This is a genomic window from Dorea sp. YH-dor226, from assembly GCF_039832105.1.
Taxonomy (GTDB): Bacteria; Bacillota; Clostridia; order Lachnospirales; family Lachnospiraceae; genus Dorea_A.
The window spans coordinates 132,994-153,187 of record NZ_JBDOHS010000002.1 but is presented as its reverse complement, the minus strand read 5'-3'; the positions used below and the strand labels follow the sequence as shown (position 1 = coordinate 153,187).

Annotated in this window: 23 protein-coding genes and 1 pseudogene; all 24 read left to right on the top strand. The window is 40.4% G+C overall.

All coding sequences use genetic code 11. The features are described 5' to 3' along the window. Nucleotides 1–55 precede the first annotated feature (55 nt). Nucleotides 56–466, top strand: a pseudogene (locus ABE547_RS02575) (N-acetylmannosamine-6-phosphate 2-epimerase); the annotation flags it as partial. 280 nt (nucleotides 467–746) lie between these two features. Further along, the gene (locus tag ABE547_RS02570; protein WP_347377302.1) at nucleotides 747–1,058 is read left to right on the top strand and encodes a SymE family type I addiction module toxin; all 312 of its coding nucleotides are present in this window, start codon (nucleotides 747–749) and stop codon (nucleotides 1,056–1,058) included. 29 nt (nucleotides 1,059–1,087) lie between these two features. Next, on the top strand, nucleotides 1,088–1,873 hold the full coding sequence (locus ABE547_RS02565) for a ParA family protein (protein ID WP_347377301.1): 786 nt from the start codon (nucleotides 1,088–1,090) through the stop codon (nucleotides 1,871–1,873). Then, nucleotides 1,863–2,852 carry a ParB/RepB/Spo0J family partition protein gene (locus tag ABE547_RS02560; protein ID WP_347377300.1) on the top strand — a complete coding sequence of 330 codons (990 nt, stop codon included), beginning with the start codon at nucleotides 1,863–1,865 and terminating at the stop codon, nucleotides 2,850–2,852. Before ABE547_RS02565 ends, ABE547_RS02560 begins: the two co-directional genes overlap by 11 nt. After that, nucleotides 2,845–3,120, top strand: a complete 276-nt coding sequence (locus ABE547_RS02555; protein ID WP_347377299.1) for a hypothetical protein — start codon at nucleotides 2,845–2,847, stop codon at nucleotides 3,118–3,120. The genes ABE547_RS02560 and ABE547_RS02555 overlap by 8 nt, the downstream gene beginning before the upstream one ends. 207 nt (nucleotides 3,121–3,327) lie before the next feature. After that, nucleotides 3,328–3,522: a helix-turn-helix domain-containing protein gene (locus ABE547_RS02550; RefSeq protein WP_347377298.1), complete on the top strand. Its 195-nt coding sequence runs from the start codon at nucleotides 3,328–3,330 to the stop codon at nucleotides 3,520–3,522. Between the two features lie 24 nt (nucleotides 3,523–3,546). After that, nucleotides 3,547–4,632, top strand: coding sequence for a DNA cytosine methyltransferase (locus ABE547_RS02545; RefSeq protein ID WP_347377297.1), 1,086 nt, complete (start codon nucleotides 3,547–3,549; stop codon nucleotides 4,630–4,632). A gap of 1 nt (nucleotide 4,633) precedes the next feature. Further along, on the top strand, nucleotides 4,634–5,851 hold the full coding sequence (locus ABE547_RS02540; RefSeq protein WP_347377296.1) for a DNA cytosine methyltransferase: 1,218 nt from the start codon (nucleotides 4,634–4,636) through the stop codon (nucleotides 5,849–5,851). A gap of 11 nt (nucleotides 5,852–5,862) precedes the next feature. Then, nucleotides 5,863–8,526 carry an AAA family ATPase gene (locus ABE547_RS02535; RefSeq protein WP_347377295.1) on the top strand — a complete coding sequence of 888 codons (2,664 nt, stop codon included), beginning with the start codon at nucleotides 5,863–5,865 and terminating at the stop codon, nucleotides 8,524–8,526. A gap of 14 nt (nucleotides 8,527–8,540) precedes the next feature. Next, nucleotides 8,541–9,998, top strand: coding sequence for a hypothetical protein (locus ABE547_RS02530; RefSeq protein ID WP_347377294.1), 1,458 nt, complete (start codon nucleotides 8,541–8,543; stop codon nucleotides 9,996–9,998). A gap of 2 nt (nucleotides 9,999–10,000) precedes the next feature. Next, a complete protein-coding gene (locus ABE547_RS02525; RefSeq protein WP_347377293.1) occupies nucleotides 10,001–10,456 on the top strand; it encodes a very short patch repair endonuclease in 456 nt (151 codons plus the stop codon). A gap of 2 nt (nucleotides 10,457–10,458) precedes the next feature. Continuing rightward, nucleotides 10,459–12,345: an XRE family transcriptional regulator gene (locus tag ABE547_RS02520; RefSeq protein WP_347377292.1), complete on the top strand. Its 1,887-nt coding sequence runs from the start codon at nucleotides 10,459–10,461 to the stop codon at nucleotides 12,343–12,345. Between the two features lie 109 nt (nucleotides 12,346–12,454). Continuing rightward, entirely contained in the window at nucleotides 12,455–13,462 is a 1,008-nt protein-coding gene (locus ABE547_RS02515; RefSeq protein WP_347377291.1) for a helix-turn-helix transcriptional regulator, read from the top strand. Continuing rightward, on the top strand, nucleotides 13,459–13,641 hold the full coding sequence (locus tag ABE547_RS02510; RefSeq protein WP_347377290.1) for a hypothetical protein: 183 nt from the start codon (nucleotides 13,459–13,461) through the stop codon (nucleotides 13,639–13,641). Before ABE547_RS02515 ends, ABE547_RS02510 begins: the two co-directional genes overlap by 4 nt. Nucleotides 13,642–13,833: 192 nt before the next feature. Next, on the top strand, nucleotides 13,834–13,968 hold the full coding sequence (locus ABE547_RS02505) for a hypothetical protein (RefSeq protein WP_347377289.1): 135 nt from the start codon (nucleotides 13,834–13,836) through the stop codon (nucleotides 13,966–13,968). A 262-nt stretch (nucleotides 13,969–14,230) separates the two neighbouring features. Continuing rightward, on the top strand, nucleotides 14,231–14,398 hold the full coding sequence (locus ABE547_RS02500) for a hypothetical protein (protein WP_347377288.1): 168 nt from the start codon (nucleotides 14,231–14,233) through the stop codon (nucleotides 14,396–14,398). A gap of 152 nt (nucleotides 14,399–14,550) precedes the next feature. Then, entirely contained in the window at nucleotides 14,551–14,709 is a 159-nt protein-coding gene (locus ABE547_RS02495) for a hypothetical protein (RefSeq protein WP_347377287.1), read from the top strand. 109 nt (nucleotides 14,710–14,818) lie between these two features. Continuing rightward, complete coding sequence (locus ABE547_RS02490; RefSeq protein ID WP_347377286.1) at nucleotides 14,819–15,388, top strand: sigma-70 family RNA polymerase sigma factor; 570 nt, start codon at nucleotides 14,819–14,821, stop codon at nucleotides 15,386–15,388. Between the two features lie 97 nt (nucleotides 15,389–15,485). Next, nucleotides 15,486–15,701, top strand: coding sequence for a hypothetical protein (locus ABE547_RS02485; protein WP_347377285.1), 216 nt, complete (start codon nucleotides 15,486–15,488; stop codon nucleotides 15,699–15,701). Continuing rightward, nucleotides 15,689–16,096: an rRNA biogenesis protein rrp5 gene (locus ABE547_RS02480; RefSeq protein WP_347377284.1), complete on the top strand. Its 408-nt coding sequence runs from the start codon at nucleotides 15,689–15,691 to the stop codon at nucleotides 16,094–16,096. Before ABE547_RS02485 ends, ABE547_RS02480 begins: the two co-directional genes overlap by 13 nt. Then, nucleotides 16,096–17,217 carry a DUF2800 domain-containing protein gene (locus tag ABE547_RS02475; protein WP_347377283.1) on the top strand — a complete coding sequence of 374 codons (1,122 nt, stop codon included), beginning with the start codon at nucleotides 16,096–16,098 and terminating at the stop codon, nucleotides 17,215–17,217. Before ABE547_RS02480 ends, ABE547_RS02475 begins: the two co-directional genes overlap by 1 nt. A gap of 14 nt (nucleotides 17,218–17,231) precedes the next feature. Further along, nucleotides 17,232–17,795, top strand: coding sequence for a DUF2815 family protein (locus ABE547_RS02470; RefSeq protein WP_347377282.1), 564 nt, complete (start codon nucleotides 17,232–17,234; stop codon nucleotides 17,793–17,795). 66 nt (nucleotides 17,796–17,861) lie between these two features. Continuing rightward, nucleotides 17,862–18,071 (top strand): hypothetical protein, encoded by a 210-nt coding sequence (locus ABE547_RS02465; protein ID WP_347377281.1) that lies wholly within the window; start codon nucleotides 17,862–17,864, stop codon nucleotides 18,069–18,071. 58 nt (nucleotides 18,072–18,129) lie between these two features. Continuing rightward, complete coding sequence (locus tag ABE547_RS02460) at nucleotides 18,130–20,112, top strand: DNA polymerase (RefSeq protein WP_347377280.1); 1,983 nt, start codon at nucleotides 18,130–18,132, stop codon at nucleotides 20,110–20,112. Nucleotides 20,113–20,194: the final 82 nt, after the last annotated feature.

Sequence of the window (20,194 nt, the reverse complement as noted above, 5' to 3'; positions counted from 1 at the left end):
AAAATAAAATCAACGCCGCTTATACTAAGTCCCAGAACGAAGGAGGTCAGGAAATATGAATGAGAAAGTGGAACAGTTAAAAGGAAAATTGATCGTATCCTGTCAGGCATTACCGAATGAGCCGCTTCATTCATCCTTTATTATGGGAAGAATGGCAGTAGCTGCAAAGATGGGAGGAGCATGCGGAATACGTGCCAATACAAAAGAAGATATTCAGGAGATTCAGTCTCAGGTAGATCTTCCGATCATCGGAATCGTAAAGAGAGATTACGATGACAGCCGGATCTATATTACACCGACAATGAGGGAAATAGAAGAACTGATGGAAGTAAAGCCGGAGATTATTGCAATGGATGCGACCATTTCTGAGAGACCGGGTCATAAGAGTCTGGACGAGTTTTTCCGAGAGGTGAAAGCCAGATATCCGGAACAGCTTTTTATGGCAGACTGCTCTACGGTAGATGAGTATGCAATAATAGGTCTAAGTCAAGAAGCCGCGTGAGCGAAAAGCTTTTCAGACTTAGTCCTATTTTTTTGACCAATTTTTACTGGCGGTTAAGATTAAGGACGGCGCCGAACTTAATTGAATAACCTACACGGATAAAGACAGAGGGAGTACCAGGCTCTCAGGACAACTGTTTTTATTGCTGCGTGCAAATTAATGGGACTTTACATCTTCGGATGTGGGTCCCTTTTTCGTGGTTCGTTCTGGAACCACACATTAAATCATATCGGAGGTAATGCTTATGGCAGTCAGAAAAGAATACAGAGATCTCACTGTAGGTGATATTTACAGAAATGGAAAGAGCGTTCCAATGCTCAGAGTCAGCGGATTGTGGTTAGAGGAACTTGGTTTCAAGACCGGTGACTTTGTCAGAATCAAGTGCGAAGATGGTCAGTTAATCATCAGCCTGAATGAAGAGAAGGCTCAGGAGAAAGCAGACGAAAAAATCTTTATGGAAGAAGAGATGAAGAAGCTGGAGAAGAGATTCCAGAAGGAAAAGAAAGAGATTCATGCCAGATTTGTGGCAGAGGGAAAGGTTGGGTACGGTGCATGAAGAAGGACATTTTGGCGAAGGAGGCAATCATGGGAAAGATTTATATGACAGCTTGTATGAAGGGCGGGTGTGCCAAGACAGTCACTACATACAATTTGGCTTATTCCTTACAGAAACTTGGCAAGAAGGTATTGGCGGTTGATTTTGACAGTCAGGCAAATCTGACAACGTGCTTTGGTGTGGAAGATCCGGCAGCAGTTCCGGTGACGATCGGTGATCTGATGATGGCACAGATTGAGGATGAAGAACTGCCTGCAGCAGAGGAATATATCATGAGCAGAAACGGAGTTGATTTCATCCCGTCATCAATGGTTCTGTCGGCAGTAGATGCAAAGCTTCGACTCGAAATGGGAGCAGAAAAGATGCTCTCAAGAATACTGGAAACGCTTAGGGACAGATATGATGCGATAATTATTGATACCGCTCCGACACTTGGAGCACTTAACATCAATGCGCTTGCGGCGGCAGATGAAGTCATTATTACGGTAAATCCACAGCTTCTGGCAATGATGGGATTGCAAGACTTCCTTAAGACTGTGAAGAAGATTAAGAGCCGTATCAATGAAAAGCTTGATGTGGCAGGCATTTTGCTTACCATGTGCGATGCCAGAACCAATCTCTGCAAGGTTATTACAGAGCAGGTGACAGATACTTTTGAAGGGCAGATTAGAATCTTTGACAGTAAGATCCCAAACACAGTAAAGGTTGGAGAGTCTGTTTATTATAGTGAGCCGCTTCTGGAATATGCTCCAGAGTGTAAGGCATGTGAGGCATATGAGAATTTGGCAAAGGAGTTGAGTGCTTATGAAGGCTAATGCAGGTAAGAGAAAAATATTTGATGCGGTGGATTTGCTGACTGAGGATACTTCGGCGCAGACCACAGAGGTTAAAGCAGAAAACGGTGTAGAGCAGATTAAGATTGATGATATCCAGGCATTTCATGACCATCCATTTCATCTGTATGAGGGTGAGAGGCTGCAGGATATGGTTCAGAGCATTAAGGAGCATGGAGTTCTGAATCCAGTCATCGTAAGAAAATTGGGTAAGGGATATGAAATGCTTTCCGGACATAACAGAGCCAATGCAGCAAAACTTGCAGGACTTACAGAGGTGCCTGCAATCGTAAAGGCTGATTTGCCTGATGAAGAGGCTTATTTGTATGTCATTGAGACGAATCTGATGCAGAGATCTTTTAATGACCTGATGCCATCGGAGAAAGCTGCAGTTATGGCGGCACACTATGACAAGGTGTGCTGCCAGGGCAAGAGAAATGATATCATACGTGAACTTAAGATTCTGAATGGAGAAGAGCCAGATGACACTTGTTGCCATAATGGCAATAAGTTAAAGAGCTTGGATGTGATTGCCTCGGAATATGGATTTTCAAGCAGAAATACTGCAAGGTATCTGAGACTTAATTATCTGATTCAGCCATTTAAGAATCTGATGGATGAAAACAAGATTGCTCTGTTGGCGGCAGTCGATGTGTCTTATCTTACAGAGGAAGAGCAACAGATGCTCTGGAACATTGTGGAACGTCAGGGATTAAAGGTTAAGCCTGTATATGCAGAGAGACTTCGTAAAGCATCCGGAGATCTGACAGAAGAGAAGATGGCAGAGATTCTTGAAGCCTTGCAGGTGAAACATACTGATGGGAATGCCGGTGTAAGCTTCAAACTTCCTAAGTCTATCTGTAGTAAGTATTTTGATGGAATGGATTCAAAGCAGATGGCAGCTGTTGTGGAGAAGGCTTTAGCTGCATGGTTTGAGGGAAAGGAGGCTGCGGTTGTTTAATACAGAAGACTTGAAGTGCCTTGGTCCGAAATACTTCTCAATCATTTCTGTAGATGATTATGATGTGACCATTATGTCCAGAAACACTGGGCATATATGGTATCTTCATAACCCAGAATATTCAGGGGAAGGCACGGTGATTATTTTTCATAAGCACAAGGCTTCACATCCGTATCATCAGCACGGAAGAGCGAGTACTTTGAGACAGGCGGTTAGAGGGATTAAAAGCCATGATAAGTGGCAGATGGGTGGGAGAAAAAAGGCGTAATTTTAGCGGACTTACAGGCAGATGCTTATAAGTCCGTTTTTTGGTACACCATATGAGTACAATGATAATTGAGATGGTAGTTAGATGCACCACGAAAACCAAAGAAAATATCAACAAATAACAGCAAATCAATTGAAACAAAAATGACTTTGTGATAATATGTAGAAGGAGAACTGTATTCGTTTATCAAAAGGCGTGGTGAAAGTAATGGTTGAAAATAATGTAAATGAGAAATGGATAAGTATAGATGACGCAGCAGAGTATCTGGGAGTAAAACCAGTCACTATTCGGGATTGGATTAGAAAAGGAAAAGATATTCCTGCACATAAGATAGGAAAACAATGGAAGTTTAAGTTTTCTGAACTGGATGCATGGGTTAAGAGCGGCCAGAGTGCTGAATAATAATGATAGAGTGAGGACAAGATTATGGCTTTTAAGGTATTGGATTTATTTTCAGGAGCTGGCGGACTTTCGAGAGGGTTCTATGATGCTGGGTATGATGTTGTATTAGGAGTTGATTTTGATGAGGCGGCTCTTAAGACTTTTAAAGCAAATCATGGTGGCGCTGAAGCTATGAAACTGGATTTGTTTGATCATGGAAACATAGATGTTATCATCGATTTTCTTGAAAAGAAAAAGATTAAATTAGATGTGCTTGTTGGTGGACCGCCTTGCCAGGGATTTTCTGTAGCGGGTCCTAGAGATATGAATGACAAAAGAAATACTCTTTACACTGCAATGGTAAAGCTGGCAGAACGTGTTAAACCGCAGGTTGTTGTGCTGGAGAATGTACCTGGAATGGTTCAGACCAATGGTGGAATAGGCGCAAAGCGTGTTGTGGAAGATTTTGCGAAAATTGGTTATCGAATGGTTCCTAAACTTTTGTTCGCACCTGATTACGGGATTCCTCAGATAAGAAAAAGGGTATTTTTCGTTGGATTACGTGATGGAGAGGAAGATTTCAAATTTCCAGAGCCAACAGTGGATAAGAAGAATTATGTAACGTGTGAGGATGCTATAGGAGATCTTCCATCTCTGCAAACTGCTGACGGGGAAATCATCTATGGAGAGGATATTCAGGACTATGTTTGCCCGGCTCAGAATGATTATCAAAGAAAGATGAGGGCACGCTCTGAAAAGGTTCAAAATCATATTGGAAGTATACCGATAGAGAAAACCAAGCATATGATATCGCTGGTTCCAGAGGGTAAAAATTATAAAGCTTTGCCAGAAGAATATCAGGGAATATATAAGTATCACGAAGCACTTACGAGGTACCATAGCAAAAAGCCTTCAAACACAATAAATACAGGTCATCGTTCACATTTTCATTACAAATGGAACAGGATACCAACAGTTAGGGAAAGTGCAAGACTGCAAAGCTTCCCTGATGATTTTATTTTCTATGGTAACAAATCTCAGCAGTACAGACAGGTGGGAAATGCAGTTCCCCCTATGCTGGGTCAGGTAGTAGCGGAAGCGTTGTTGCCATACTTAAAGGATGGAGAATAATATGGCTAAATACAAGTTCATTGATTTGTTTGCTGGATGCGGAGGCCTTGAGGATGGCTTCCTTCAGACAAATAAATATATTGATGTAGCTGCAGTAGAGTGGCTTAAGCCTCAGGTAAATACGTTGATACATCGGCTGAAAAATAAATGGGGCATAAAAGATGCTGCAGACAGAGTGATGCATTTTGACATTCAGAGAGAAGAGGAACTCTTTGGTGGCTGGAATGATGAAGAGTTTGGAAATGGAAAAGGCCTTGATCATTTTGTGAATGAAGCTGGTGGAATAGATGTAATTATTGGTGGTCCGCCATGCCAGGCATATTCAGTTGCCGGACGAGTACGTGATGAAAATGGAATGCGTGACGATTACAGAAATTATCTATTTGAACATTACCTGAATGTTGTAAACAGATATAGACCTAAAGTGTTTGTATTTGAGAATGTTCCGGGAATTTTGAGTGCGGCTCCGGATGGAACACCAATCACTGATTTAATTAGACAGGGATTCAGCAATATTGGATATGATATTATTGATGATTTGAGAATTGCCAAGGTAAATGCAAGTGATTTTGGTGTACCACAGAATCGTGAAAGAATGATTATTGTTGGTATCGATACCAAACGATATAAAGATACGCAAGCAATTCTTGGAAGATTTTATTCCGAAATACTGCCAAGTTTTAAAGAAAGCAAGAAAATTACGGTTCGTGAGGCAATAGGAGATTTACCTGAGTGTAATCCCTTTTATGATGAGGAACATCATAAAAAAAGAAAATCCCATAGTGAACCTGAATCAAGTGTTACATGGCACAAACCAAGATATCACAATCTGCGTGATATGGATACATTTAGGACACTTGCTCTTGATATCGAATCTGGAAGACGTGAGTATGATAGTAAAAAGATAAGTGAATTATATGAAGAAAAAGTTGGTTCAAAATCTCCGATTCATAGATACCATGTACTGGAACCGGATTTGCCAAGCACAACAATAATTGCACATTTGTATAAAGATGGTAATAGGTTTATTCATTATGATTCAAAGCAGAGCAGATCTATTACAGTTAGAGAAGCTGCACGTTTACAATCTTTTGATGATGACTTTGATTTTGTGGGTTCACAAGGAAATGCATATCAAATGATTGGAAATGCAGTACCACCCCAACTGGCAAAACGGGTTGCTCTTGCACTTAGTAAAATGCTAGACGAAATAGAATAAGGTGATGATTTATGACAGTGAAGACTAAAAAATTGCTGTCTGAAATGACTGAGGCACTTTATCAGAAAAAGGCAGTTTTGCTCACTGGTAACACTGGAGTGGGCAAAACATTCCTTGCCAAAAAAATTTCAGAACAGCTATCGAAAAGTGAATACAGCTGTTTCCCGTCAAGTGCAGATCAGGACGTAAATGTTGAGATTATATCATGTCACAATAGCGTTACATACGAAGATGTGGTTGGTGGAATAAACGCCGGTACTGAATCAGGCAAAATGGTTTTTGAATATAAGGATAAGATTCTTATTGAAACAATTTTTAAGGCTGCAGCTGATTATAAGACAAAGAAGGGAACAAAGTATGTCTTGATTATGGATGACTTACAGCGTAACGATGTTTCGACGCTTTTAGGCGATGCTATAAATGCAATTGGGTCAGAAGGAAATGAAGCAAGACTTAATTTGAACTCAGGGACAGTTGTTGAAATACCACCTAATTTTTATGTCATTGGCACATATAATGCAACAGAGACAGGGGCAATCGCTATTTCAGGAAATCTTATGAGTAAATTTTATGTCAGAGAGATATTGTCTGATATTGAATATATTACGGAAGATTCGGAAACAGAAAATGCTGTCTATTACGATCAAGTACGGAGTCTGGTACTTAATTATCTGGATATGCAATATAGGCTCAGTACATACGATCAGAATAGGTATGTTCTTGGTCATGGATATTTCAGTGGAGATGATGTTTCATTAAAAATTAGATACCAGCTGATTCCTATTTTGAAGCAATATATTTCTGAGGGCATACTTGACAGTGCCGCTGAAGAATCTGTTCGATTACTGGAAGCTGCATGCATTAAAAAGAAAACAACGTGGCCAAAAACTCCAAGGAAAAGCAGCTTTAGTGATTATAAAAACGGGATGACAGTAACACGATTCATTACAGAGGATTCTACAAGGCAGTGTAGTTCTGTGCCGATAGAAAATCTTGTCGGTAGAATTATCGACCAGAAACTGCTAACTGACGAACAGATAAAAAACGCAATTTTATTTAACAAAAAAGTATGTTACCGTGAGATGGAGGTTGGCGGAGTTACTTATTTGGCGATGCTGATTGCGAATAATATCCAACATAACAAGATTCGCAGAAGTGGAAAATCAGACGGTAGGTGTCTGTATAATGGTGGAACAATTCTTGTAGATGATTCGGAACATTATTTTACAGGTGGATTTCACCCGAAGGATTACGTAAAAGCTGCTTGCTGGGAAAATACAGATGGTTATAGGTTGGGCGAATCGTTTGGCGGAAATCTTGTTTTGTTTAGAATCGTCTGGCAATATTATCAGGCGTTGATAGATGCTTATTCTCAGTACTTAAAAAATAATCCATCAGATAATGATAAGCAGAAATTGCTCGATTATGTAAAAAAAGAGTGGGATTTATTTTTAAGTGATTTCAAGAAAATAGAGCCAAAGAGTGTAAATAAAGATGGTAGGGCAGATAAAGATTGGAAGCAAGAGGAAGCTGTATATAATCAGGAAGCAAATGAACTGGTCAGAAAACGCATAGCACAGCTTAGTGTACTATGGAGTAATCCTGGGGATGTAATTACAGCGGAAGATGGTTCTGAAATAACATTGGAAGGAGTAGATAATGAGATGAGTGATTCAATCTATAAGGAATATAAAGACGCAATGGAGACGCTTGGAATAAAGCAGATGATTCTTCAAGGACCTCCAGGAACATCCAAAACATATTCTGCAAAGGCTTTTTTGAAGTATATGGCACATAATTGTACCGATGAGGAATTAGCGGATCTTCAGATTGCTGATTATTCTGATGAGGATAAATATTGCGCAAAATTATTTAAAGGTAAAGAGGAACCTGAAGTTGCATGGGATATAGTACAGTTCCATCCATCATATGGGTACGAGGATTTTATCAGAGGAATTAAGGTATCTACTAAGCCTGGATCAGATACAATACTTTATGAAACTGTAAATAAAGTTTTGGGTAATATAGCTGAACTTGCCAAGAAACATAAAAAGACAAAATTTTTCTTGATTATTGACGAAATAAACCGCGCAAACCTTGCAACAGTATTTGGTGAACTGATTTATGGCCTTGAATATAGAACAGAACCAGTTGCTACGCCATACTCTGTAAACAATAACAATAGGATTAGTATGCCGGATAATCTCTATATAATCGGAACAATGAATACGGCAGATAAATCTATTGGCGGAATAGATTATGCTATCAGACGTAGATTTCTTTTCTTTGAGCAGTTGCCAGATGTGAAGGTTATCAGAGACTATAAAGTGGAAAGTGGAGCTGCACAAGTGGAGCTCAATGCTCAGGCAAGCAAGCTTTATGAGAATGTAGAAAAGATATTTGAAGAAGATTACCTCAGTCCTGAGTACAGAAAAGAGGATGTGCAGATTGGACATACCTATTTCCTTGTTGACAGTAAGGATAAGCTGATGAAGCGATTTGAGTATCAGATCATACCTATCTTAAAAGAATATTACAAGGATGGCATTATCAGTTTTGATGTTAGTGATGCTACAGATGGATTTAATGGATTCTTAAATTGTATCGCTGGAAAGATAAATATGACATCACAGAGAGAGGTTATAGAAAAAATATTTAGTGATCTTATAGCATAGGTGGGAGTGGTTATATGAATGGATGGCAGGAGCCAAAAGATGGAAAACGAATATACCTTATAACTGACAACACCAGAATGGATGGATTTACTGATTGTATCAAACCAGAGGACATTGAAAGACTATATGTTACATACAGTGAATCAAGAGTAAATCTTGGAATTCACTATTATCGAAACAGTCTGTATTCGTCAAACCTGGTTGGAATCTGTAGAATAAAATCCGTTGATGACGAGACTCTGTATGATGCTGAAGGGAATGAACTTTTGATAAAAGTTGTTCCTCGATTTAATGTTACTGTTGTGGAATTGCTGAATTATATACGTGATGACGATGAGTTTGATCGGTACATGGCACCGCAAACGATTAGTAACAGGCATAAAGAAAAGGATATCGAGGCAATTGACCGAAATGAAATTTTCTATTTCTTTGAAAATGAGAAGCCTCTAAAAGTAGATGATGGAATATCGGCAGAGAATAGCATCATTACTGTAACAGTATTCCTTACCTTACTTAGATTATTATGTAGAAGACCTCTTATGGGTAGAATGCTTAAAGAAGAGGAAAACCTTACAGGCAAAGTTAAAGGGAAAATTGTCATCGAGAAAAATATAAGGTCGAATACCATGCACGGTAGAAATGACAGGTTCTATTGCCAGTATTTACGTTTTTCGGATAATATTTTTGAAAATCAGATTTTAAAAGCTGCACTAAAAAAAGCAAAAAGATTTATTGTCGATTATTTTGGTGATTACAGCAAGGATAATAATAATTATGCCAGTATGATTTCATACTGTTCAAATGCGCTTAGACATATCTCTGATATTCAGTGCAGTGGAAGTGCTTGTAATGGTTTGAAATTTTCCGGATGCTACACATATTATAAACCTGTGATGGCAATGGCAAGAATGGTTCTGGATGATATTTCAGTTGAATCAAATGGTGAGATAAGCACGACTGGATATATTGTACCATATGCAATATCAATGGAGAAACTCTTTGAAGTTTATGTCCGTGCATATCTTAAGAAGAACGGAATTGAATCATACAGAAGTAAGAGTGATACGGGTATCAGACTGGAAAAATTCGATGACAAGACGGATGTATTTTTGGAAGAAGAGGGATTAGTTAATCCGGGAAAGTATATATCTGGTTCAATTAAGCCCGATTTAGTTCTTACAGACCGCGAAAGCGGCGAGACAGTTGTTTTTGATGTTAAGTATAAAGATTATACAAATGGTGATTCAAGAAATGACAGATTGCAACTGCTCGCATATAGCATGATGATGAATGCTAATAATGTCGGCATAATACTTCCCGCGCATACTGATGTTGAGATTTTTGATGCCAGAAGAATTAATTCGATGGAGAATCGAATTGTAAAATATCACCAGATGCTTTTGGGAATGATGAAGGATAATCCAACTATTGCTAATTATATTAAGGATCATACCTTTGAAAAGAAGGAATAGTTATGGCTGATGTATTAACTCCGGAGCAACGCCGGAAGAATATGCAGCATATCAAGGCTAATGACACTAAGATTGAGGTGTTGCTTCGTAAGGCATTGTGGAATAAAGGCTACCGATATAGAAAGAATTACAAGGCGCTTCCTGGTAAACCAGATATTGTTCTGACTAAATATAAGATTGCAATTTTCTGTGATGGAGAATTTTTTCATGGGAAGGATTGGGAAGTGCTAAAGCCGCGCTTGGAAAAAAGTAATAACAGTGACTTCTGGATAAGCAAAATATCGCGCAATATGGAGCGGGATGCTGAAATCAACAAGAAACTACTTTTTATGGGGTGGACGGTAATCCGTTTTTGGGGTGCTGAAATAAAGAAAAACACGGACGAGTGTGTTAGGGTTATTGAGGAGACCATCTTTGACTTGGAAATGGATGAAATGTATCAGGAAAGAGAGGAATAATTATGGCAGCAGGCCGTTCATTTGCAGAATATGTTAAAAATAAATGCTATAGCGGCTTGTATAAAGCTGCTGAGGAATATGTTGAGAATGAGTGGGAATCACTAAATCTACATACAAATAGAGTCCATCGAATTGGTGATGTGGAACTTATAGATGCCAATATCCAACGAGTATATGTAGAGGATCTTCCTGGAATGAAGGTAAAGTTTGATGTTGGCATAGAACTGGAACTTGATGTAAAAGAAGGTGATTACCATTATGATGAGACGGATCAGTGTTATCCATGGATTCGTATCACTTGCGAAGGTGATTTGGAGTGTGGATTAGATGATTGGGAGATTAAGAAAATTGCTCCTTATAATCCTCAAAATGCTCCGCTGAATTCTATGTCTGATTCATTGGTTCCATACATTGCTCCTGGTCAGCTGGAGGAAGTAGCAAAACAATTCCTGAAGGATTATTATCCGGAAGCTTTAAGGATTTCAAAACGTGATGAGCCACCTGTTTGGGTAGATCCGAAAGTATTGGCAGAAAGATTGGGCTTAACTATAGTAAGTCAGAGAATATCAAGAGATGCATCAATTTTTGGTCAGCTCTATATGGTTGATACAGATGCGGAAGTTTTTGAGGAAGATATCGAGGATACTGTAATTCGTCACATAGTAGGAAAAACTATTGTTGTGGATCCGATGAATTTTCTTCTACGTAACTTGGGATCACGTAATAATACAATTATTCATGAGTGTGTTCATTGGGTAAAGCATAGAAAAGTATTTGAACTGGAAAGACTCTTTAATTCTTCTGCAGCATGTATTAGTTGCGAGGTTGTAGGTGGAGCTGCAGCGTCAGTTGCTAAAAAAGCAACCGAAATGATGGAGAGACAGGCAAATGCTCTGGCACCAAGAATACAGATGCCAGCTGAACCATTTAAGGCAAAAGCAAATGAGTATATAGGAAAATTCATGTGTCTGATGGATGCGAAGTATACCGTAGACGTTATGGAAAATGTTATTACTGCACTTGAAACTGATTTTTGTGTATCAAGGCAAGCTGCGAAGATAAGACTTGTAGAGCTAGGATTTGAAGATGCTATAGGAACATATACCTTTTTGGATAATCACTATGTTAAGCCTCATGGCTTCAAAAAGGGAGCAATTACAGTTGATCAGACATTTTCTCTTTCTGCTCAGGATGCAGCAATCGCAAGGTTTCTTAGTCCGGAACTTAAGAAATTAACAGAAACCGGAGATTATCTGTTTATAGATAATCATTATGTGTACAATGCCCCTTTATATGTCCAGAAGGATACGTTGGGGAAACTTGAACTTACTGATTATGCCAGAGCACACATGGACGAATGTTGTCTGGTATTTGATATGAAGATTCTTACTTCCATAGAATCGACATATCATACGGCTTGCTTTTTGAACAGAGAGCCAAGCGATGTTACTTTTGAAATTAAGTTTCATAATGGATATCAGAATGCACCGCAAGAACGTCAGGTGGCCATGCGTAAAAAGCAGCAGGAAGAAGAACTTGAAATTAGAAGGAAGATGACAGATGATCCGGAACAATGTATGGAGTTGTTGTTGGAGTGGAGAGGTATGAAATATACTGATTTGGGTGATGAGATTGACCGTGATCCTAAGACAATCAGTCGAACTGTAAACGGAAAGACAAAACCATCTGTTGAAACACTGGCTCTGATCTGCTTTGGCCTTCATCTTCCGCCGACTATAAGTTCAAAGCTATTTGAGGTGTTTGACGTTAAGCTTAATCCGCTTAGAGATCCTTCACATCAATGGATAAATGAGGCACTATATATTAAATATCCAGAACCTGTATGGGTCATAAGAGAGTATCTTGAACCATATGGGGTAGAAATTTAAAATTTTTTTTATAAAAACTGGACATGTCGTGTCCGCTAAAAACAGGCTCACAAGGTCTGTTTTTTTTACCCCCACATATATTGTACCAATGGAAATAATATTTGTACCGTTGACATTTAATGGTTCAAATGATATTATTTGGTACAAAGGAGGCGGTAGTATGTCTAGACAGTTTGATGAATATATGGGAGGCAAGTTTGATTTATACGGAACAGAGTATGAACTTGTAGAACCAGTTACAGTAGAAGAATTAGTTAAAGCTTTAGAAGTTAAAGTTGCTCTTGAAACACATATAAGCGGATTAATGCACGATGAAGACTCCAGTGGATATGAGAACCTTTTGCAGGAGCAAGAGGATTATATTACAGAGTATTGTGAACGCCTTGGAGAGTTTGATAATACGATACTTGCAAATAATATTGTGTTTCTGGCAAAGAAGGCGGGCATGAGAGTCGGTGATTTGGAAAATGCTTTGGGTATCAGCTCAGGATACATTTCGCGTACTCTGGGGGAAAAGGCTAAAAAGAAAATCAGTATCGATATTGTCTGGAAAATAGCAAGAATGTTTGATACCGATATCAGAACATTGACAGAGAAAGAAATGTGGGTATCACATAGCAATACAGACCTTTTGGAAAAGTTTTTAGACCGTTTGTATATGGACACTAAGGATAATTATTTTTCTTGGAACTATGATGGTGGTGTGATGACAGTGCTGAACGAAAGGTACAAAACCATAGGCCTTGTACATGAAGAGGCGGATGAAACCGCAGTATATCATCCGTTTGAGCATCTAAACTCAGAAGTGAAGTGGATTCTGCATAAGGATATAGTGTATTTGGAGTGCTTCGATAAGATTAAGGATCTTGCTATTATTCCATATAAGTCAGCAGATTCTGATAATCTTATAGGATACGATTTTATTCTGATTTGGGAAGTGGAAGGAACTGTTTCCTGGGAAAAGGTATTCTATACTTCAGATGATCCGTTTGGAACATTGAAAGAGAAAGCAGATATTTTGTATGATTTGATTGAACAGTCAGAATTTGATGCAAAGCTTACACCGAAGATGCATCAATTTATTTCTCAGTATGTGGAGGGGGGTAGACCAGAGTGATTAAAAAACCTATCAGGAATCTTCATATCGATAAGCCGACACCACCACGGTTCTGTGATGTGATAATCGAGGATAATAAGGTTTATCTTGAGCAGAAAAGAGATAAAAACAAATATGAAAAAATACCATGGGAGGATGTAGTGTACCAGGTTGAGGCTGCAAAAGCAGCTAATAAGTAGAAGTTACTGCAAATTGCCCCGTAACCAATCGAGGAGCAGACAGTGGAGCTATCTATAGTGATCTTTAGGTCGTTATGGATAGCTCCTTTTTTGTGCTTTTATGGGCAGAGTTAAGAGGACATGGCGTGTCCATTTTTGAAAAAAATATCGTGCTATAAAGGTTATATCAACCAAAAGAAAGGTGGTGAAAACATGAACAGGAAGCAGACTTCAAAGTCAGTTGCTATAAAGGCATCTCAGATTCTTAGAGATGGAAGATATGGTAGCAAGGCAAAATCGGTAGCTGGCTCAGCTCTGGCACAGACCAAGACCGGAAAGAAGAAATAATACTTTCCAAACAAAAGGCAGCGACGGATCTTTACTGATCAACCTGCCTGTTCCCTCTGGGGAACAACAACAGAATAGTTTCGTCAGGACTTTTCGGATACAATCGAAATAAATTGACAACAGAACAAATGTTCGATATAATAATTGCATCGCTACATTAGGTCTAAGCTACGGAACAGTGCAAAGGAATCATTGATGTATAATATCAACGGTCAGTTTGACAATCCCTTTTGACTGGCCTCTTACAGGAGGCGAAAAATGAATGCAGGAAGTGCATGTGGCTTGTCCGTGTTGTAAAAATAAAAGATTGTTTGACGCAGACCCAGCTGCAGTAGAAGGCATTATTAAGATTAAGTGCCCTATCTGCAAGGCGGTTGTCGCAGTCAGCTTTCACCAGAAAAAAGTTCGTACTGAGCGAATCGGCGCATAGGCAACTATAGCGACCAAGGCCTGACGAAGTTTAGAGGTAAAACTCTAATCTTTGTCAGGCCTTTTTGTTGTTTTTCGGAGTTTGAAATATTGTTTTCTTTTCACCGGAAAACTTCGTGATAATCCCGCTTAGGAAAGAGGGATGAATTGGTTATGGATCAGAACTTACATCTTCGGATGCAGGCTCTGATGGGTATCCAAGAGGATATTCAAAATAAAAATTCATATCGGCCACATGTGCGCAGTGAGGCAGGATACGACATAACGCAGACAACAGTTGTGATAAAGACAACTGCTGAAAGCGGAATGTAGGTACCCTTGTTTTCCTGCGCATTTTTGTTTGGTCACTGGGTACTTCGGGTCCAGATTTTATACCGGGTATCTTGCTCTCACTGCCTCCAGGTCAGCTAAGGAGGCAATTATGAGAGTCAAGAAAACAAAGCAGTCAGACAGAGGTGTGTACCGTTATCCTGTACAGGTTGAGGACGGACGAGGTGGTTACAGAACCGCCTATAACGTAATCAAGCCTGGAGAGGATGGAATTACAGAGGTAATGATCAAGTCACTCCATGCTATGGATGATCATGAGGTTTATCTCAACGTAAAGAATGGACATCCGCCTATGACTGCAGAGCAGAAGGCGGCTAAGAAAGAGTGGGAAGAGGCTCATCCCGGAGAGAAGTACACCATGAACTGGAATCTTTCATTAAATTATATCGCTAGCGAGGACGATGAAGAGGTGGATAAGAGCCATGTACTTGCAGGTGCTTCTTATGATCCATTTTATGAAGAAGAGGTATCACCTGAAATCCAGAGATTAAGGGATGTGGTATCAACCATGACGGACAGACAGAAGCAAGTGTATCAGTTGGTGCTTCTGGCAGAGTACAGCTTCACGGATGCAGCCAAGATTATGGAATGCTCACCTGCCAATGTGAAGCAGATTTGCAATAAGGTAATCGCTCTTATCAAAGCTGGTGTCAAAAAATAGATTGAAATATTTTGCTGGGAGGTTAAAAACTCCCAGATTTTTTTTGCCTGTGACATGTAAGGAAGACAAGTTCCTACAGAAAGCGAGGTAAGAAGCGATGGCAATTAAACACAAGATAGTCATCAACGTTTCTGATCCACAGGGTAAGACCGCAAATGTGCTTAAGGGTGCAAATGTGAAGCTTCCAACAAGACTTATCAAGTTCTTATTCGGAGATTTCACTCAGGTGTATCTGTTAGCACCCGGTCAGACAGTGGAATCGGTGGACATCCATGAAGTGAAGAAAGGAGAGTGTGCAGAATGTCAAAGGTAAACATTTCAAAAATCATTGAAGGTGTAGGTACCTGCAGTGAGAACCTGATTGGAATCTCTGAGAATCTGATCAGCATTTCCGAGAAGGTGTCGGTTATTTCAAAGGTGATTGTGGAGATTATATCTGAATTCCAGACGGATACTGATAAAACTGCAATCGAAGCTAAAGCTAAGAAGTCGGCTCCAAAGCAGATAGAAGCAAAGGCAGAACCGGTAAAGGAAGCGGCCAAGGAATATACCTTTACAGAGGTAAGAACCATCCTGGCCGAAAAATCCAGAGCCGGTCATACGGCTGATATTAAGAAGATTCTGGTGAGTCACGGTGCAGAGAAGCTTTCGGAGATTGATCCTTCTGAGTATGCGGCAATCGTTGCTGAGGCGGAGGTACTTGAATAATGGCTAAACATGCTTTTTTATCGGCATCGGCCTCTCACAGATGGCTGGAATGCCCGCCTTCAGCGAAGTTGTGTTCAGAGCAGGATGAAAGAGCAAGTCCCTATGCACAACAAGGTACGGACTGTCATGAACTGTGTGCCTATCTGGTCGAAAAGGAACTGGGCAGGGATGTAGCTGATCCGACAGATAACCTTACCTATTATGACCAGGAGATGCAGGACTGTGCTGAAAGCTACTGTAGTTTCGTAATGGAACAGATTGAGGAAGCAAAGAAGCACTGTCTGGATCCGCAGATTTTGATAGAGCAGAGGCTTGATTTCTCCAGATGGGTTGAGAATGGGTTTGGTACCGGTGACTGTGTGATAGTTGCTGATGATGTACTTCAGATTATTGATTACAAGCATGGTCTTGGCGTGCTGGTATCAGCTGAAAAGAATCCACAGATGATGTGCTATGCGTTAGGTGCTCTGGAACTGTTTGACGGTATCTATGATATCAATTCCATTCAGATGACCATATTCCAGCCAAGACGTGAGAATGTCAGCACCTGCAATATCACAAAAGAGGAACTGCTTTCCTGGGCGGATGGGGTATTAAAGCCTACAGCTGAACTTGCCTATGAAGGTAAGGGAGATTTCAAGGCTGGAGATCATTGTCAGTTTTGCAAGGTGAAAGCAACATGCCGTAAGCGTGCTGAATATAATCTGGAACTTGCACAGTATGATTTCGAGATGCCGCCTACTCTGGAAGAAACAGAGGTTGCAGCTATCCTTCCTAAGATTGACAGTCTGATTTCATGGGCTGCGGACATCAAGGAATATGCACTTCAGCAGGCTTTATCTGGTACTCACTATGACGGATTTAAGGTCGTGGAAGGCAGAGCAAACAGGAAGTACACCGATGATGATGCAGTTGCTTTTGCAGCAAAGGATGCAGGATTTGATCCTTATGAGAAGAAGCTGCTTGGCATCACCGCAATGACTGCCCTTATGGGTAAGAAGAAGTTTGAAGAAGTGCTTGGCAAATATATTACGAAGCCTCAGGGCAAGCCTGCACTTGTGCCGGAATCTGATAAAAGACCGGCAATCAATACAGCATATGAAGATTTTAGTGAAAATTAAGGAGGAAATTCACAATGGCTAAGTTTATTAATCCAACAAAGGTAATCACAGGAGTAAATACAAGATGGAGCTATGTTAATGCATGGGAGCCTAAGTCTATCAACGGCGGGGCACCTAAGTATTCCGTATCTCTCATTATTCCTAAGTCTGATACAAAGACAATCGAGAAGATCCAGGCAGCTATTCAGGCGGCTTATGATGAAGGACAGGGCAAGCTAAAGGGTAACGGAAAGTCCGTGCCTGCACTGTCAGTTCTAAAGACACCGCTTCGTGATGGTGATGCAGAGAGACCTGATGATGAGGCTTATGCTGATTCATATTTCATCAACGCAAACAGCGGTACCGCTCCGGGAATCGTGGACGCTGACCGTCAGCCTATCTTAGACCACAGCGAGGTTTACAGTGGCGTGTATGGAAGAGCAAGTATCAATTTCTACGCTTTTAACAGCAATGGCAACAAGGGTATTGCATGTGGTCTTAACAATCTCCAGAAGATTAAGGACGGTGAGCCTCTTGGCGGCAAGTCCAGAGCAGAGGATGATTTTGATACTGAGGAAGAGGACGATTTTCTTTCATAAGAAGTAATAACTGACAATAAGTGTGTAAGGGCGGTGGCATAGGTCACCGTCCGGAAAGGAAATATTATGTGTGAATTAATTGCAAATGTTGAAGTAGTAATCTTACTGGCACTTTTTTGTACTTTATGTATGGCATCGCTAGTATGTCTGATTGTTGATCGAATCAAAGAACATAAGAAAGAAAAGACCGAGAAGGTTGCCTGGTATGATTACAGTGACCTTAAGCGAGAGGTTGCTGATCTCAAAAGAGAAGTTGAGAAGCTTCAGGGTAAATAAGATTTAAGAGGGCGGGCATCGGCTTATGGCTGGTGTCCGTTCTTGGATTGGAGGATTTATGAATTCTATCAGTATTGATATTGAAACTTTTTCTAGCAATGACCTTGGTAAGTGCGGTGTGTACAAATACATGGAAGCACCTGACTTTGACATCCTGCTGTTTGGATATGCGGTTGATGGCGGTGAGGTTGTTGTGGTGGATCTGGCAGCAGGGGAAGAAATACCAGAAGATGTATTGGCGGCTCTTGCCGATGAAAAAATAACCAAGTGGGCATTCAACAGTAATTTTGAGAGAGTATGTCTGTCAGAATGGCTCAGGAGAAATAGACCTGAATACTTTGATTCTTACAGTGCGGATGGTGATACAGTAGGAAACTATCTGAATCCGAGAGGATGGAAGTGTTCCATGATATGGTCTGCTTTTATGGGATTACCTTTATCTCTGGCAGGTGTTGGAGCAGTGCTTGGTCTTGAAGAACAGAAGCTGAAAGAAGGCAAGGATTTGATTAGATATTTCTGTGTGCCTTGCAAACCTACTAAGAGTAATGGCGGCAGGACACGAAATCTTCCTGAACACGATATCGAAAAATGGAATCTTTTTAAGTTTTATAATCAGAGGGATGTTGAGGTGGAGCAGTCCATTCAGAAGAAGCTTGTGAAATATCCGGTGCCTGATTTTGTATGGGAGGAGTTCTGGCTTGATCAGGAGATAAATGACAGAGGCATTCAGCTTGATCTGACTATGGTGGAGAATGCAATTTCTTTGGATGAGGTATCAAAAGAAAAACTCGGGGTAGCGATGAGAGAAATTACAGATCTTGATAATCCCAATAGTGTAGCACAGATGAAGGTCTGGCTTTCTGATCAGGGTATTGAAGTTGAATCACTTGGGAAAAAGGATGTAGCAAAGCTTATGGATGCGGTGGATGGTGATGTGAAGGATGCCCTGCAGCTTAGGCAGCAGCTGGCAAAATCATCCGTGAAGAAATACCAGGCAATGCAGAATGCGGTTTGTGCTGATGGAAGAGCCAGAGGTATGTTCCAGTTTTATGGTGCCAACAGATCCGGAAGATGGGCGGGGCGTATCATTCAGCTGCAGAATCTTCCACAGAATCATATGGAAGATCTGGAACAGGCCAGAGCCCTTGTAAGAAATGGGGATTATGAAGCGCTTTCCATGTTATATGATTCGGTTCCTAATGTATTATCGGAACTTATCAGAACTGCATTTGTAGCAAGAGATGGCAATAAATTTGCAGTGGCGGATTTCTCTGCGATTGAAGCAAGAGTCTTATCCTGGCTTGCAGGTGAAGCATGGAGAACAGAAGTATTTGCTAATAACGGAGATATTTACTGTGCATCAGCATCCGCTATGTTTGGAGTGCCGGTGGAAAAGCATGGACAGAATGCTCATTTAAGACAGAAGGGCAAGATTGCGGAATTGGCACTTGGTTATGGCGGCTCAGTTGGAGCATTGAAATCTATGGGTGCTATTGAGATGGGGCTTGCAGAAGAGGAACTGCAGCCACTGGTGGATTCATGGAGAACTGCTAATCCTAATATCGTGAAATTCTGGTGGAATGTTGACCGTGCGGTTAAAACTGCAGTAAAGCAGAAAAAGCAAGCTGATGTAAATGGTATTAGGTTTTTCTGTCAGAGTGGGATGTTATTCATTCAGCTTCCTTCGGGAAGAAGGCTTGCCTATGTGAAACCGAGAATGGGATTGAACAGATTTGATTTTGAGTCGGTTACCTATGAAGGAGTTGGCGGTGCTAAGAAGTGGGAGCGTATTGAAAGCTATGGCCCGAAGTTCGTGGAGAATATCGTTCAGGCTATTTCAAGGGATATTCTTTGTTATGCTATGAAGACATTATCTAACTGTATGATTTGTGCTCATGTGCATGATGAATTGATTATTGAGTGCAGGGAAGATGTATCACTTGATGCAATCTGTGAACAGATGGGAAGAACACCGCCCTGGGCTGAGGGATTAGTGTTGAGGGCTGATGGGTATTGTACACGATTTTACAAGAAGGAATAGCTATCCCAAAATAAAAGAAATAGAATAATGTGGGATAAATATTGACAAAAAGCCTTAGAACACATAATATAGTATATATCCC

Bases quoted from the DNA above. Each gene is read 5' to 3' on its own strand.
- ABE547_RS02570 (WP_347377302.1), top strand. From the start codon at position 747: ATGGCAGTCAGAAAAGAATACAGAGATCTCACTGTAGGTGATATTTAC.
- ABE547_RS02565 (WP_347377301.1), top strand. From the start codon at position 1,088: ATGGGAAAGATTTATATGACAGCTTGTATGAAGGGCGGGTGTGCCAAG.
- ABE547_RS02560 (WP_347377300.1), top strand. From the start codon at position 1,863: ATGAAGGCTAATGCAGGTAAGAGAAAAATATTTGATGCGGTGGATTTG.
- ABE547_RS02550 (WP_347377298.1), top strand. From the start codon at position 3,328: ATGGTTGAAAATAATGTAAATGAGAAATGGATAAGTATAGATGACGCA.
- ABE547_RS02545 (WP_347377297.1), top strand. From the start codon at position 3,547: ATGGCTTTTAAGGTATTGGATTTATTTTCAGGAGCTGGCGGACTTTCG.
- ABE547_RS02540 (WP_347377296.1), top strand. From the start codon at position 4,634: ATGGCTAAATACAAGTTCATTGATTTGTTTGCTGGATGCGGAGGCCTT.
- ABE547_RS02535 (WP_347377295.1), top strand. From the start codon at position 5,863: ATGACAGTGAAGACTAAAAAATTGCTGTCTGAAATGACTGAGGCACTT.
- ABE547_RS02530 (WP_347377294.1), top strand. From the start codon at position 8,541: ATGAATGGATGGCAGGAGCCAAAAGATGGAAAACGAATATACCTTATA.
- ABE547_RS02525 (WP_347377293.1), top strand. From the start codon at position 10,001: ATGGCTGATGTATTAACTCCGGAGCAACGCCGGAAGAATATGCAGCAT.
- ABE547_RS02520 (WP_347377292.1), top strand. From the start codon at position 10,459: ATGGCAGCAGGCCGTTCATTTGCAGAATATGTTAAAAATAAATGCTAT.
- ABE547_RS02505 (WP_347377289.1), top strand. From the start codon at position 13,834: ATGAACAGGAAGCAGACTTCAAAGTCAGTTGCTATAAAGGCATCTCAG.
- ABE547_RS02500 (WP_347377288.1), top strand. From the start codon at position 14,231: ATGCAGGAAGTGCATGTGGCTTGTCCGTGTTGTAAAAATAAAAGATTG.
- ABE547_RS02495 (WP_347377287.1), top strand. From the start codon at position 14,551: ATGGATCAGAACTTACATCTTCGGATGCAGGCTCTGATGGGTATCCAA.
- ABE547_RS02490 (WP_347377286.1), top strand. From the start codon at position 14,819: ATGAGAGTCAAGAAAACAAAGCAGTCAGACAGAGGTGTGTACCGTTAT.
- ABE547_RS02485 (WP_347377285.1), top strand. From the start codon at position 15,486: ATGGCAATTAAACACAAGATAGTCATCAACGTTTCTGATCCACAGGGT.
- ABE547_RS02480 (WP_347377284.1), top strand. From the start codon at position 15,689: ATGTCAAAGGTAAACATTTCAAAAATCATTGAAGGTGTAGGTACCTGC.
- ABE547_RS02475 (WP_347377283.1), top strand. From the start codon at position 16,096: ATGGCTAAACATGCTTTTTTATCGGCATCGGCCTCTCACAGATGGCTG.
- ABE547_RS02470 (WP_347377282.1), top strand. From the start codon at position 17,232: ATGGCTAAGTTTATTAATCCAACAAAGGTAATCACAGGAGTAAATACA.
- ABE547_RS02465 (WP_347377281.1), top strand. From the start codon at position 17,862: ATGTGTGAATTAATTGCAAATGTTGAAGTAGTAATCTTACTGGCACTT.
- ABE547_RS02460 (WP_347377280.1), top strand. From the start codon at position 18,130: ATGAATTCTATCAGTATTGATATTGAAACTTTTTCTAGCAATGACCTT.